Origin of the sequence: Reichenbachiella agariperforans (genome assembly GCF_900142205.1) — a bacterium.
Lineage (GTDB): Bacteria > Bacteroidota > Bacteroidia > Cytophagales > Cyclobacteriaceae > Reichenbachiella > Reichenbachiella agariperforans.
On record NZ_FRAA01000001.1, the window covers coordinates 664369 to 678950 of the forward strand.

Below are 14582 nucleotides of genomic sequence, written 5' to 3' on the forward strand. Positions count from 1 at the left end.
TTTTTACTTTCGCCTGACTAACAAACTAACTTGACACTTACATCTACACATAGCCTCTTTGACCTACAAAACGAAAAGCACTTTGAAACTGTGTTCAAATCGTTTTTTCAGCCACTGTGTAGGTTTGCCTTCCAATATGTTAAAGATAGTGATACAGCCGAAGAAATCGTACAGGAGACTTTCACAACGCTATGGCACAGAGCCCATGATATAGAAATCAAGACCTCTGTCAAGTCATATCTGTATGGGGCAGTACGAAACGCATCCCTCAACCATCTCAAGCATCAAAAGGTCGTACAGGCTCATCAGGACTATGTCATGCGTGATTCTGAGGCCGACCAACAGGATTTTTTAGAACTGGATGAGCTACAGGAGAAAATCAATAAGGCCATACAACAGATGCCAGAAAAGTGTCGAAAGATATTCGAGCTCAGTCGCTTCGAGGAAAAGAAATACAAAGAGATCGCTGAAGAACTCAACCTGTCAATCAAGACAGTAGAGACCCAGATGAGCCGCGCGCTGAAAATCATGAGAGAAGCACTGGGTCAGTATCTCTCCAGTTGGATAATGTGGATGATATATTTAGGACAAAAATTTTTGTAAGGGTAAAATGAAGGCTAGTTGTCAAATCTATAGATGAGCAAGGAGAAAGGACATATCGTGAGTGAAGAAATGCTGTACCGTTACTGGGCAAATGACCTCAGTAAAACAGACAGGGATGTAGTAAGCCAATGGGCACTAACATCCCCTAGCAATCAGCGTCAATTAGATGAGGCTGAGGTTTTCTATCTGGATATGAAAGCCCTAGCTACCTTAGATGATAAAAACACTGCGCAAACAGACAAAGCCTGGGAAAAATTTAAATCCCAAAACCTACTCTCTAAAAAGCCTCCACACAAAAAGCATCAACCACTACCTACTCAATACCTGAAATATGCTGCGGGACTTTTGCTCCTACTCATGGCAGGCTGGTGGTATATCAGCTCAGACAGTAAACAACTAGAGATAGCGACTCTAGAAGACACACAAGAACTTCAACTAGCGGATGGATCTAACATCACACTAAACCAGCACAGTAAGCTCTCTTATCCTGAGACCTTCGGAGATTCTGAACGCAAAGTTTCTCTCAAAGGAGAGGCCTATTTTCAAGTGGCTGCCAATAAGGCACAGCCCTTTGTCATTACTCTCAATCAAGCACAGGTCACAGTCATAGGAACAGCCTTTAACATAGACGCAACCTCAGCGGATCACATATCCGTCAGTGTAGATGAAGGAACCGTACGCTTCTCTACAATCTCAGAAGAAGTATTATTGCACGCTGGGGAGAGTGGCTCGCTAGACCTCTACGCAAAATCACTCACCAAACTGGCAGTTCCCGAAACACCTACTCATAACTTCTGGAGGACCAAAAGCCTTTCGTTCCAAAACACACCACTGGATCAAGTCGCTACTGCACTACATGACAGCTATGGATTGAACATCCAGCTCAGTAATCCAGCGCTAGCCACATGCAGCATTACGGTTCACTTCGAAAACGAAGAACTAGATAATATTCTCGATATTATCTCCAGTACCTTAGACCTAAAAGTCACCAAAACCGAACAATCCTACTACCTATCTGGCGATGGCTGTCACTAAATACCTTCTTGTCCTTTTATTTATAATAGGTTTGGGCGACCTATCTATCGGACAGTCCAGAGAACCTATCACCATAGAGTTCGAGCAAACGCCACTCCGAGAGGCGCTGCAAGCCATCGACGCACTCCCTCAGGTCAAACTATCCTACAATCCTACTGCACTGCCATCTGGCACGGTAATTAATCAAAGCTTCGTACAGGTCAGCATTGACGAAATCCTACAAACCTTACTCGGCGACCAATACGAACTCAAACACATCGGTGACTACATCATCATCCAAAAGACCAGCAAACAAAAAGAAAAACACACCTATAAAATCAAAGGAGACATCAAAGATGCCGAAACTGGAGAAAAGCTAACAAACGTCACCATCTACGAGATCAATACGCTAGACGCTACGCTCTCCGATGAAAAAGGAGAATTTGAACTAGAAGTCAATGCCAAAACAGAACTTGCCACTTTTGCGATTAGTCGCAAAAACTACCAAGACACCATCGTCCAGCTCAGTGATCTGCAAACCTTACAGAGTGACCTAACACTCTCTCCTAACACGCTCTCCACTCCTGACGATGCGGATACAGATAGACTAGCTATAGAATTCAACCGACTCGTTCGGTTCTTTACCAGTAAGAAAAATAGAAAAAACACCGAAAACGTCACAGAAACACAGGATCGCTACTTCCAATTTTCGCTCATACCTGCAGTCGGCACCAACATGAGCATGGGAGGACAGGTACGGCACAAGCTTTCATTCAACCTACTCGCAGGCTACTCCTATGGACTGGACGAAGGGTTTGAACTCGGTGGCGTGTACAACATCAACCGACACAATGTATCAGGTGCACAAATCGCTGGTTTTGGCAATACGGTTGGCGGTAGTGCTTCTGGTTTTCAGATGGCAGGATTCATCAATACCAGCCGAGACTATGGGCAAATCGCACAGATCGCTGGCTTCACCAACATCGTCACAGATAGTTTATCAGGCTTTCAGCTATCTGGGTTCTCCAATATCTCAGGCAAACTGGACGGAGCACAGATTTCAGGTTTCTCCAATGTTGCCAAAGGCCGAGTAGATGGATTCCAACTGGCAGGATTTAGCAACCACAGCCGCAGCGTAGATGGTATGCAACTCTCAGGAGTCATTAACACCACTAACGAGCTCGAAGGTGTGCAATTAGCAGGACTAATCAACGTCACCAAGATCCTAAATGGCACACAAATTAGCGTCATCAACTACGCAGACAGTGTCGCATCTGGCATCCAACTGGGACTCATCAACATCGTCAAGAAGAATGGCTATATCGAAGCTGGTATCGAACACAGCGACCTCTTCCCTGTAGGATTTACGGTTCGCTCTGGCATTCACAAGTTCTACAATGTATTCTCCGTCAACACGCAGTTTAGGGACAAAAGACTTTGGGCTGGTGGTTTTGGTTTTGGGTCTCAACTCTCCCTCTACAAAAACCTATTCGCCACCGTAGAGGCACGTGCTCACTACCTCGGAAAATGGGAAAACCCTATAGAAACCTTCAACCTACTGACTCGCCTACACATCAACCTCGGCTATCAACTACTCAACAATCTGTCCATCACTGGTGGTCCAGTGATCAACATATACATCGCCGAAGAAACAGGAGAAGGCACAGGTCAGTATGGCTATGATATCGCACAGTCTCCATTCTACAACGAGATCGAAGAAGGTCAGTCCGTACAGCTCTGGCTAGGCTATGAATTTGCTATTCGGTTTTAGAGGGTGTTTTTAGTTATTGAGCTGTTGATAACAGATACATATAGAGATACATATTTCTACTAGCTATGATTTTTGCTACTCTAACAAGCTTCCAGATCACTTTCTTCGATAAGAATCTGACAATTATTTCACTCCGCTTACAGCTAACTTATTTAATTGCAGCAAGCACTTCATTGTTATAGTTTTCAATCAATTCTCCTCTAAATTCATTTACAAAATTATGATGTTGAGTTTGCACCTCTAACATTTTAGTTATCAGACGATTAATTGTAGAGTATCTAGACAATTTGAGTTCTTCATCAGTTAGTCCCCCACCCTCTAAGGTGAACAATATATCATGTAAAACCTGTCTACTAAAATATGTATATGTCCTCAATGTCACCAAGTCACAGTAGTTCATCCAGTCATTATCATCAAATTCAATTTCATTCAAAACCTCTATTCCAATTTCTTCAAAACGCTGGATTGCTTCATCCGAAGTTTTAAGCTCCTTTTCAATATTATCAATTCGATGTAACAATCTAAGATCGACTTTTTCAAAAACTGCCGTTACCCCCCAAAACCTATTTCTAGCGTCATTCATGAAGAACCTCTCTATACTAGACATAGTATCTGATTCCGTTCTATAGGATTTAAAAAAAATCCCTTCCAAGCTTATAGCATCCACTTCAAAGTATAATTCTTCGATCGGGTTGCCTCGACTGATCTGTATGAGTTCGGGCTTATTTATAAAATCATACACATGCTGAAATTCATGAATAATTATCCCTTCAACAAGTAATGGAAAAGGATCATACGCATCAATAAGAAATCTTCCAAAGCTAAAATTGATCTCTCCACCTTCTAAAATATCCGCAGAAGCACATCCAGAAATCCCGTAGTTTAAATTCTCGTCGAATACTACTGAAACCTCTCCCTTTCGAATCTTTTCTAATGTAAAACTGAATGATCGGACAACATACTCGCTTCCAGGCTTAGTCCTATTGATTTTGCTTTCGAGAGACAGCAAAATATGATTGATTTTCATAAAACCATTATTCTGATGTTCGACACTAGAATAACAGCTAAATACATGTGTTAAAAAGAGGAAAAGGCACAATAGTAATCTGAGCATAGCGATAGTTGGTGATTGGTTTAAATCTCGTTTACAAATTAGGAAATATCTTCGACTACCAAGGTAAGCTCCCCATTAAGTATATTATAAATCAAAATTGTATTGAGGCTCAATCCGTGATTTTAAAATGCAAACACAGACAGCTACCTACAGAAAAAAATTGGGTAAAGCGTTTAAATAATCAAATTTAGACGTGTTTACTCATGCTAGATAATAAACATGAATAAGTAATACCAAGTGATAATCACCAAAAAAAATGAAAAGGGTAGAGTATGTCAGCTTTTCGATGCTTGACAAGGATGTCAAGCCAATCAATTAATTGCTTAGACAATAGGCTTTTGAATTGAAAAGCATGCGCCAATTGAATATCCCAAAAATAATTATCTCCGCCATGAGGCAGACGAAACAACCAAGGGATCTGAACAGAGACTAGATACTCTGTAGGGGTAGTGTGTGTAAAACGACTATGAACAAAATGAGAAGTATACTCGCCTGACTCATGAGAATTGAAATTGTAAAAATCCTGGGATTGATAAAAACACACCGATACCATCACCACGACATATAGAGCCAAAAGCAAAGTAACAGGTAGTATTTTTTTTGTGTTCCTCAATTTCAGAATCAGCTTATACAAAAGATTAATTGATTAACATGGAGTGGTGGCTTTACTCGAAAAAACTCGCGTATGAATCACAAAACCAACTATAACCAATAGCAAGCCAATTATGTTCGTAATTGTGGTGAAATACCCAACAAACAACACCAACATTCCTGACAACAATTTTCGTTCTGTGTAGTTAACCAACTCCATCGCGGATAGGCTCTGAATATTACGAGAATACTTATACAACTCTTTATCAATATCCAGTTGTGCAATTACTATCCATACTACCGAAATTTTCAAAATCAATAGCCCCATTGTATTAATGACTGGATGATGAAACATATCCAATGGTAAAAACAAAAAATACAAGTCTGGTGCTATGGCATATATCACCGTCATGATTCCAAAAACAGAAAAAATAGCCCAATACCAACCTCCTATCCGTTTGAGTCTATTGTAGCGTGCCACGTCTTCGATATTTCTGGTTTCTAATTTTACAGAAATCATTTTTCTGAATTGTGACCAAAATACCATGAGCCAAGTTGTGACCACCATAAAAGCGAGTAAATACATTTGCAAAGTGGGATCTGTCATACATTATTAATTTAAGTGAAACATATAATTAGATTCGCAATCTAAAAAAATCATTGACTACCTACTCTAAAGTAGATCAAACAAAAATACGCCCTAGATACTTCCTATAGTTTAAATCGGTCGGTAAATAAACCTGACCTTTCACAGGTTAAACCCGCATTATTCATTAGGATACTTGAAAGGAGGACTTAGATTATTGATTTGAGAGAAAATCCCGTCCATCCACGGTCTTTTTTTAACTAGCAATGAGATTTTCAACAGCTTCTTGTTGGTATGATTTACCGTCCACGCTCCTAATGCAAAGCAATAGGATTTGAGTGTTTTTAAGGTGGCTCGATTGTGGTGGTTGAGGGCAAAGGTTTCTTGCATGAAGAGTTTGCAACTGCTACTGTCAGTGGTATTACCAGGTCTGAGCCAAGCATTGGCCACCATTCTGGTTTGCCCCACAAAAGCCATCAAAGGATGATGTGAGTTCCTTCCTCGTTTGTTAGGGTTGTAGCCTTTGGCACTACCTTGTTGATCTCTATACCGAGTGATCACAGTGCTGTCAAAATCTACTGTTATATTGTCTACCCCAATTTGATCGAAAAACCAGTTTTGAAGAACAGGGAAAACTTCCGTATTTCTCTTCTGTGAAAACTTTCCAAAAAAACGACTATATGTGCTTTGAGATGGCATTTGATTCAATCCGAAAATCGATTGTAAAACACTATCATACCTGAGCCAATCACAATGAATATAACGACTCGCGCCAGTCCAAATACTCAGCCAAAATGAAGTGACAATATCAGCTGGCGCATAGCCACGGTTAGACCCAGAGGCGCTGGTAAATCAAGACTACCTAGATAATCCTTAATACCTGTCTGATCTAAAAACCTTTTCATCAAGCTCATCCCTCCATAAGGAGTGACTGGCTTGTCTGAATATTCTATTGGAAGATTAACCATTTGGGTGTAGTTTGATCTACCTAAAATTCTCCCAAAACGAACTCCTTTCAAACTTTTAAACACTATCTCTATTTCCTATTGAATAATCAGGGTTAATAGAGTTTGGACTTTCCTTGGAGCTGAACGTCAGTAATAACTTATAATCTATTGTATCTCCAATACCACCACAGAAGCAGGAGGAAGCGTCAACTCAACATTTCCCTCTTTCACCTTAAAGTCTTTAAATTCTTCTGGTGCTACATGACTAGGTATTTCAAAAGTATTGTGATCCTGAATTTTTCCAGATGCCAATACTTCACCTGATATTTGAGACTTCTTGACTCCACTAAAAGGCACTCTTATCTTGTATGATTGACTCGCATCGATATTGACAATTGACAGGTGTTTCTTTCCATCCAAATCCTCAGAAGCAGAGGCTGAAATAGCGGGTAGTTCTGCATCACCCTTTACGTAACTTGTGTTATTGATTTCCAGAGGCATAAGCGTCGCATCATGATGTACAGTATACATCCTCATCACGTGATAGGTGGGCGTTAGAATCATTTTCTCTTCATCCGTCAGGATCACCGCCTGTAACACATTAACAGCCTGAGCTAAGTTGGCCATCTTCACTCTATTGGCATGGTTGTTAAATATGTTTAGTGTCATACCTGCAATCATCGCGTCACGCATTGTATTTTGCTGAAAGAGGAAACCTGGATTGGTTCCTTCTTCTACATCATACCATCCACCCCATTCATCCACTACTAGGTCGATCTTTCCTTCTGGGTCATACTTGTCCATTACTTCTATATGCTTGGTCACGAGTTCTTCCATCTCATAGGCTCGCTGCATAGTGATGAAATACTGCTCCTCCGAAAACTCTGAAGCAGACCCTTTGTTGTCCCAATCAATTACCGAATAATGATGCAAGGCAATCCCATCAATCAATCGAGCTGGTATTTTCTTCATCAAAGTTTCTGTCCAGTCATAGTCTCCACTGCTGGCACCAGAGGCAATTTTTTGAATCCCTTCGTTACTGGTCCATCCACCCATATAGGTGGCGTATTGTCGGTATACATTGGCATAATAATCAGCCGTCATATTACCCCCACAGCCCCAGGCTTCATTGCCTACACCCCAGTATTTGACATTCCAAGCATCTTCTCTCCCATTCTCTCTTCTCAGATCAGACATAGGACTTACTCCGTCATTATTGACATATTGCATCCAGTCAGCAAACTCCTGCACAGTTCCGCTACCTACGTTTCCAGACAAATAAGGTGCTGTCCCCAATAGCTCACACATATTCAAAAACTCATGCGTACCGAAACTATTGTCCTCGGTCACATCTCCCCACCAACGATTGACAATGGTTGGTCGCTCTTCTTTAGGTCCTATACCATCCTTCCAATGATAGGTGTCTGCAAAACAACCTCCCGGCCAACGCAAGTTTGGAATTTGAAGCTCTTTGAGTGCTGCTACTATATCATTTCTGACTCCATCGGTATTGGGGATTTTCGTTTCTTTATCCCCAACATAAAAACCGTCGTAAATACATCTACCCAAATGCTCTGCAAAATGTCCATAGATATGTTTGCTAATCACTGGGCCTTTTGATTCTGTATCAATTTTTATGCTTACTTCTTTTTGAGCAAACACTGCTAATGACAAGCCACAGCCCGCTATTATTAATCCTATCCTTCTCATCATATGTTTATTTTTCTATTAATTCGATCGTACTATCACTCTAGAAACATTTATCATTGTTTTGTTAGACAACTTCAATAGGTAGATACCTTCGTCCAAATCGAGTTCAAGACTAGTATCTTGAATCAGCCCGCCATACGTTTCTTTATAAAGCAATTGCCCTCCCAAATCAAAAATTGAGACTTGATCAAAGGAATCATTGCTGCGGATATTCAGAGTATTTGTGGTAGGGTTTGGATAAATCAATGTGCCTCTAGCTGCATGTGTTCCTACACTCAATACCTTATCAAGGTAAATCGCAACCAAAACAGACACTACATTCATCCCATCACTCACCTGTACAGTGAGTTCGTGAACAGGAGTCTCTTCTCGATCCAGTTGAAATGGATTGTTGAGTAAGATTTCGCCACTTTCCTGATTCATCCCGAATATCGCTAGGTGATTACCAGCAGTAATCTTATAACTGAGCGCTGCTCCCTCAGGATCTATGGCAGATACAGTACCAACTACCACACCTCCAAGGGCATTTTCGGCCAAATGAAATGTATGGTTTTCCACTTCTGGCACTTTATTCAGCTCACTATCTATCTGGATTTTTTCTATTCCAAAGGCTCTTGCTGTAGCTCCAGTTTCGGCAGCCAAGGTTCCTGGAAAATAGGACAGCGTGGCATAATCAAAAATGGAAACTTGTTTATCCAATTCAAAAACCAAAACGGTAGGATCTCCTTCCTTGACCGTCACACGATTGATCCCTACTCCGTTATCTGCAAAAACCCTAAAGTCCGCCTTGTCCAATGTCCCTGAATCAATGCTCTGATCAAAAGTCACTTCTAGCACATTCAAATCAACCAAACTGGCTTGAACAAATTCTAGCGCCTTGAGCTCTGCATCCCCTTCGTGAAGTTCGTAGACCGCACCATCATTGACCTTCTTTAGGGGTATATTAAATTCCTTCCATTTCTCTCCAAACTTAACCTCTACCCGATAGTCTCCATAGTAAGCATCAAAATTGATCGTTTCTGCCCCTCCCAAAATATAATCAAAGTTAGTCGCCCATAGCTCTTGGGTGAGATATAGCAAAGTATCAGCTGCCAATTTGGGGGTATGATCTGCAGTGAAAAAACCTGTATTTTCCCTCCAGGCACCCGCATCGCTCAATCCCCAGCTAATCATACCATTGATCGAGGGATGTGAAAAAGCCACCGTGGCTACTTTGATAAAATCTTCGGCCTGTTGCGCTTCAGTCAAATCTCCACCATAGTCATATTCGGTCAATCTCATGGGAAGGCCTACTTCTGCTATCTTGTTGACTTGCGTCACAAAATCGTTGATATCCGGACGACAGCAATCCCAAAAATGTGCTTGTAATCCAACACCTGTTACCGGAGCTCCCTTATCTATCATGTCGTTTATTAGGGTCACATATTCATCCGCATCGCCCCATCCAAACTCTACATTGTAATCATTGACATAGAGTTCAGCATCTGGGTCAGCCTCTCGTGCCCAGATAAAGCTCTTCCAATTGAGGGAATCTCCGTACAACTCTTGTGTATAGGTGGCATGTAGTGGTTCATTTATCACATCATATTCTTTGATCACGCCTTTGTATTTGGTGACTTCACGCTTGATCCGATCTTCACATTCGTCATACACGGCTTGTGCAGCCCCCAAATTGGTCACCCACTGTGGCATGGCATGATTATCTCCTTCAGCACCTCCCCATAGCAAGGTGTGAGCCCTCAATTCCCAACCTACACTTTGGGTCCATTCTACCGCATGATCAAAATTGGTATAGTCTGGGCCATTGCCATATGGGTCTATTCCGCTCCATTTGAATGAGTTCCCCGACACTCCATAGTTGAAATACTTGTACATAGCGGCTTTCATCCATTGAGTTTCGGTTGGCACATCCGTATCTATATCTCCTTCATAGAAGTCAAACGACATCCCAAACGGGTATTCATGCTTGGCCATTCGAACCTTCACTTCGCCCGTATAGGCTTGACCATTTATATCATATATTTCAATCCCAAACTCGCCACGTCTTAAAGTATCTATGCGCTCCTGCGCTTGATCATACCACTCTTCTGTGGATTGTGACTGTACCTGATGGGCAAACAACAAAACAAAAAAAAGCCACAAGGTACCTAGGACTCTAGTTTTTGATAAAATCTTAGTATTCATTAGTCTAATCTAGTTTTGGTTTGCTATGCATACATGTCCTATTATTAAATAAAGACCTCCTCAGTAAAATCTACCCCTTTCTTTACCTACTTTTTCATTCCATACTATTGCAGTAGTACCTTCCACGCACCACTATCCGATTTCAGAAAGTAAATTCCTGGATTGGTGGTATCGAAAGAAATGGATGTGATCCCTGTGATATCATTGAACCCCGTCTTTCTGACTGGGATCTGATTACCTTGTAAGTCATAGGCGAAGAACTGCTCCCCCATCGAGGTATTGGTGATATATACCTCGTGAGAATGGCTTGGTACCGGGTAAACATTATGTTTCACTTTGACACTAAGTCCATTGCCATTAAAGTACTTCTCTGCTAATGCAAATGCATCTCTCCCGATCCTTCCTCCCATCATTCTTCCAGACAGGTCGTCAGCTGGTGGATGGATACCACCCCAAATTCGGGACAAGCTACATTGATCGGATGCATCGCGATAGGTCGCCCATTGCAAAACTACATCTTGACTTGGTCCCTCTTCAAACACCAAAAATTTATTCTTTTTGGCTGTAAATTCTCCCATCCCTCCTGGGAAATAGTCACTTCCTGTCAAGCGCGTAAGCACTTCAGCTGCGGCTCTGGAATACGTCGAATGACCCGACACATACCCCGCAAAAGGAGGTGTCACGAATGATGGGCGTTGATAAGGCCACCAATTCTCAGCAAGAATCCAATCCACTCTAGCCTCATCCTTCTCTGGATCATCGATGTAATCATGCCCCTTCCAAGCAAAAAGTTTAATTTTTCCTACATGTTGGTTTTCATGACCTGCCAACGGGTCTCCTACTTTGACTACTTCGATATACCCCTCTATCAACGGTATACCGTCCGAATGGTAGTTGTCAAGAGATGGGTCAGTGCATTGTCCCTGATCTGCCATATAGCGGATAGCCGAGATCGGTCGTATAAAATCATACCACCCTTTGACTCCCCAAGAGGCTATAGCTGCATCATGCATAGCACCTCCTAGCGTGAAATAAGCCTTTACATCCCACTCCAACGGATTAATTACTCCATCCTGCCCCTTGAACTTTCGCTCAAAATCAGGATGATCATGTACATAGTTTAGTATAGTAAACCAATGACCAGGTGGTGTTTCAGAGTCTGGCCCATCGGCCCAAAACTCTGCTAAAACTCTGGCATAATCTCCTCTAGCTACTATTTGGGGTTGATACGCTTGTCCCGTGACAGGATTCACTGATCGCCCCTGACCAATATCTCCACCTTCAAATAAATCATAAAAACCTTCGTAATCAGACAGCTCTGAAGGCAGGTCATGAAAGTCGACACTACCAATGCCTCGTGGAGAAATATCCCACATCACGCCATCACTGGGGTCTAGGTGTGAACTCCAAATAGCGACCAACGAGAAGTTCCACTTGTACACATCTACATCTGAAGAAGCCATTTTAGCCTGATTGATCTTGGGTGGCGTGCCTGGATCGTGATATACAATGTATTCATTGCCATTACGACTATAATGAGTGGCGCTTTCTTCCCTAAGGCTAAATGGTTTCACATTGCCCCACTCAGGACTCAGAAAAGAAGGTGTATTACCTGATATCGGATTACCAGCCTGATCGATGAACACCTGAAACTGTAGTGGCTGCCATCGATTCGGGTTTTCTATAGTAGGGTTGCCTGGCAAAACAGGTACCAGCGGAGCATTGACAGGTTGGTAGTATTCGTTGGAGTATTGATTGCTTTCATTCGCACCATCAATTAAGCCATATTCTATCATGGATTGAGCAATGAAATTGCCCAAAGCCGCTGGATCTCCTCCTCTATAATCCGAGAAGTTGTTGTAGGGGTCATAGCCCAAGAGAAGCATTAGTTCATCAAACCTATCTTGAGTGACTTTCTGATTAGGTGAATGCCTAAACCTATAAGTCAAAAGTCGATAAGCCGCATAACTGATCGCTATATCTAAGGCTTCTCCTTTTTCTATCAATGACTCAAACCCATCAAAACTATTGTTATAGTTATATAATTGTTTTCCAATCAAATAAGGGTCTGCCCCACCACTGATAATAGCCCAGGCATCATACATCACTATGCTTGCATGAAAAAGGTTCCTTGCATGGACAGTAGGTCTGGCGAAATCCACACGAATAGCCGACAACAAAGCCTCATTCCACAGACGAGCAACAGAGACATCATAATCCACCTCGTCCGATACTATGGCTACATCCAGTGCTATCTCTTGACTGTAGCATTTTCCCTTTTCGGTCACTGCTACTTGTCCATACTGTCCTATACCCCATTGTACAGTGATCGATTCGGTACCCTGACCATGTAGAATATGTCCGTTACTTACTGTCCATTGATAGTCATTACCCTGCACTTTGGGATAAGAGTATGTGAATGTACTCAAAGGACCTACTAACACTCGCCCACTAATGGGGTTTGATTTTAAATACTCACATGATCCATCATCAAAAGTTGCGGTCACCTCATAATTACACGAATTAGGATCTGTGCAACCTGATATTTTATCACTTGATAAGCTCAGCGTTTGATAACCTATTCCTTCGGTCACGTGGATAAAAGAATTAACTGGAACATCATCATACCTGTCAATGATACCTGATGTCCAAGCAATGACCACCTCATCAATTGACTCAATATTTGCAAGACCAAAATGTACTGGTATTTGATTTTGCATCATTAGTCCTGCACCCTGATAGTAACGTTTGTACATCTTACCTCCAGCCTGTAAAGTCACCAATGTACCGATAGCATCTCGATTAGACTTAACCCCCTCTAGGTCAATCTTTACCCAATTTTGTCCCCCTTCATTGCCCCCTGAGATCACTTGGTTTTCATAAAACCCTAATGCGCCTGCAGTTCGTCCTATCAATACATCCAAATCACCATCATTATCATAGTCAAATACCGTCAAGCCATTTGAAATAGAACTCTTTCCAAAAGCACTTTGCTCGGAATGATCCAAAAACATCATCCTCCCCGTCTCCAGTGTGTTTTCATAGTATCTGTCCTGATCATTGTTATAGTATCCATTAGCCACTACCAAATCCATGTCTAGATCATGATCAAAATCTGCAAATCCGCACCCCCAGCCCCAGCCAGTCAAAAACACATCAACCTCTTTAGATACATTTTGAAATACCCCTCCACTGTTGCGAAACAGGGAACTTTCGTTAATATTAGTCACATATAAATCCAAGGAGCCATCATTGTCATAGTCTGCATAGGCGACTCCCATACCGTCCATAAACTTGTCAGACACACCGTACGCTTCGGCTTGATCTACAAAATACCCTGTCCCATCATTAACATACAGTTCATTGCTCGCTCCAAAATCATTGGCAATGTAAAAATCCTGATGACCATCCTCATTTACATCTAGCGGAATAGCCGTCCAGGCAGAGCGCCCACTATCCTTAACACCCGCTTCCTCTGACACTTCAGTAAAAGAAGTACCCCCGTTGTTTCTATACAATTTGCCCCTGCAACTGGACACGGTAATCACCCCAGAAACATATAAATCAAGAAAAGAATCGTTGTTATAATCAAACCAGAGACCTACGACATTGATACATTCATTTGTATCAATGATGCCCATCTCAGTCGTGACGTCAGTAAACGTTCCGTCCCCATTATTTAAGTACAGTTCTAGATAGATAGAGTTCGTTAGGAACAAATCGGCATAGCCGTCATTGTTAAAATCTCCCCATGAAGCTCCCATTTTTTCACCAAATGGATGTGGGCTTTGGGGTCTGTTTACAGAATAATCATGGGTACTTTGAATACCCGACTGTGTTGTTACATTAGTAAATGTACCGTCATTATTGTTTTGAAAAAGCTGACTGGAAGCGGGGTTTTGCCCATCCCAACGGGTCACAGCAAACACATCTAAGTCTCCATCATTGTCATAATCGGCTACTGCTACTCCATTATTATTAGATACCTCCGATAGCTTGCTCTGAAGACCTATTTCTTTGAATTGCTGTGCCTGAAGAACTGATCTACCAGCCAAAAACAAA

General features: G+C 41.8%; 11 protein-coding genes. 3 read left to right on the top strand and 8 right to left on the bottom strand.

Annotation, left to right across the window (positions count from 1 at the left end):
* Positions 1-30 precede the first annotated feature (30 nt).
* The 3 genes from BUB99_RS02490 to BUB99_RS02500 are packed head-to-tail and all read left to right on the top strand — an operon-like array spanning position 31 to position 3388.
* The gene (locus BUB99_RS02490) at positions 31-603 is read left to right on the top strand and encodes an RNA polymerase sigma-70 factor (RefSeq protein WP_073119143.1); all 573 of its coding nucleotides are present in this window, start codon (positions 31-33) and stop codon (positions 601-603) included.
* A 33-nt stretch (positions 604-636) separates the two neighbouring features.
* Positions 637-1638, top strand: a complete 1002-nt coding sequence (locus BUB99_RS02495) for a FecR family protein (protein WP_073119145.1) — start codon at positions 637-639, stop codon at positions 1636-1638.
* The gene (locus tag BUB99_RS02500) at positions 1625-3388 is read left to right on the top strand and encodes a carboxypeptidase-like regulatory domain-containing protein (RefSeq protein ID WP_139280865.1); all 1764 of its coding nucleotides are present in this window, start codon (positions 1625-1627) and stop codon (positions 3386-3388) included. The genes BUB99_RS02495 and BUB99_RS02500 overlap by 14 nt, the downstream gene beginning before the upstream one ends.
* A gap of 148 nt (positions 3389-3536) precedes the next feature.
* Here BUB99_RS02500 and BUB99_RS02505 read toward each other — a convergent pair whose 3' ends face one another.
* The 8 genes from BUB99_RS02505 to BUB99_RS02540 form a co-directional block, all read right to left on the bottom strand.
* A complete protein-coding gene (locus BUB99_RS02505; RefSeq protein ID WP_139280866.1) occupies positions 3537-4415 on the bottom strand; it encodes a hypothetical protein in 879 nt (292 codons plus the stop codon).
* 331 nt (positions 4416-4746) lie between these two features.
* A complete protein-coding gene (locus tag BUB99_RS02510; RefSeq protein WP_139280867.1) occupies positions 4747-5115 on the bottom strand; it encodes a hypothetical protein in 369 nt (122 codons plus the stop codon).
* A 33-nt stretch (positions 5116-5148) separates the two neighbouring features.
* Positions 5149-5700 carry a hypothetical protein gene (locus BUB99_RS02515; protein WP_073119152.1) on the bottom strand — a complete coding sequence of 184 codons (552 nt, stop codon included), beginning with the start codon at positions 5698-5700 and terminating at the stop codon, positions 5149-5151.
* A 159-nt stretch (positions 5701-5859) separates the two neighbouring features.
* Positions 5860-6486, bottom strand: coding sequence for a transposase (locus BUB99_RS02520; RefSeq protein ID WP_084190304.1), 627 nt, complete (start codon positions 6484-6486; stop codon positions 5860-5862).
* The gene (locus BUB99_RS02525; protein ID WP_073119156.1) at positions 6465-6647 is read right to left on the bottom strand and encodes a hypothetical protein; all 183 of its coding nucleotides are present in this window, start codon (positions 6645-6647) and stop codon (positions 6465-6467) included. Before BUB99_RS02525 ends, BUB99_RS02520 begins: the two co-directional genes overlap by 22 nt.
* 144 nt (positions 6648-6791) lie before the next feature.
* Entirely contained in the window at positions 6792-8336 is a 1545-nt protein-coding gene (locus BUB99_RS02530) for an alpha-N-arabinofuranosidase (RefSeq protein WP_073120537.1), read from the bottom strand.
* A gap of 18 nt (positions 8337-8354) precedes the next feature.
* Positions 8355-10520, bottom strand: a complete 2166-nt coding sequence (locus BUB99_RS02535; RefSeq protein ID WP_073119157.1) for an endo-1,4-beta-xylanase — start codon at positions 10518-10520, stop codon at positions 8355-8357.
* Positions 10521-10624: 104 nt separating this feature from the next.
* Positions 10625-14575: an FG-GAP-like repeat-containing protein gene (locus tag BUB99_RS02540; RefSeq protein ID WP_170863717.1), complete on the bottom strand. Its 3951-nt coding sequence runs from the start codon at positions 14573-14575 to the stop codon at positions 10625-10627.
* Between the last annotated feature and the right edge of the window lie 7 nt (positions 14576-14582).

Bases quoted from the DNA above. Each gene is read 5' to 3' on its own strand.
- BUB99_RS02495 (WP_073119145.1), top strand. From the start codon at position 637: ATGAGCAAGGAGAAAGGACATATCGTGAGTGAAGAAATGCTGTACCGT.
- BUB99_RS02500 (WP_139280865.1), top strand. From the start codon at position 1,625: ATGGCTGTCACTAAATACCTTCTTGTCCTTTTATTTATAATAGGTTTG.
- BUB99_RS02530 (WP_073120537.1), bottom strand. From the start codon at position 8,336: ATGAGAAGGATAGGATTAATAATAGCGGGCTGTGGCTTGTCATTAGCA.
- BUB99_RS02505 (WP_139280866.1), bottom strand. From the start codon at position 4,415: ATGAAAATCAATCATATTTTGCTGTCTCTCGAAAGCAAAATCAATAGG.
- BUB99_RS02525 (WP_073119156.1), bottom strand. From the start codon at position 6,647: ATGGTTAATCTTCCAATAGAATATTCAGACAAGCCAGTCACTCCTTAT.
- BUB99_RS02515 (WP_073119152.1), bottom strand. From the start codon at position 5,700: ATGACAGATCCCACTTTGCAAATGTATTTACTCGCTTTTATGGTGGTC.
- BUB99_RS02535 (WP_073119157.1), bottom strand. From the start codon at position 10,520: ATGAATACTAAGATTTTATCAAAAACTAGAGTCCTAGGTACCTTGTGG.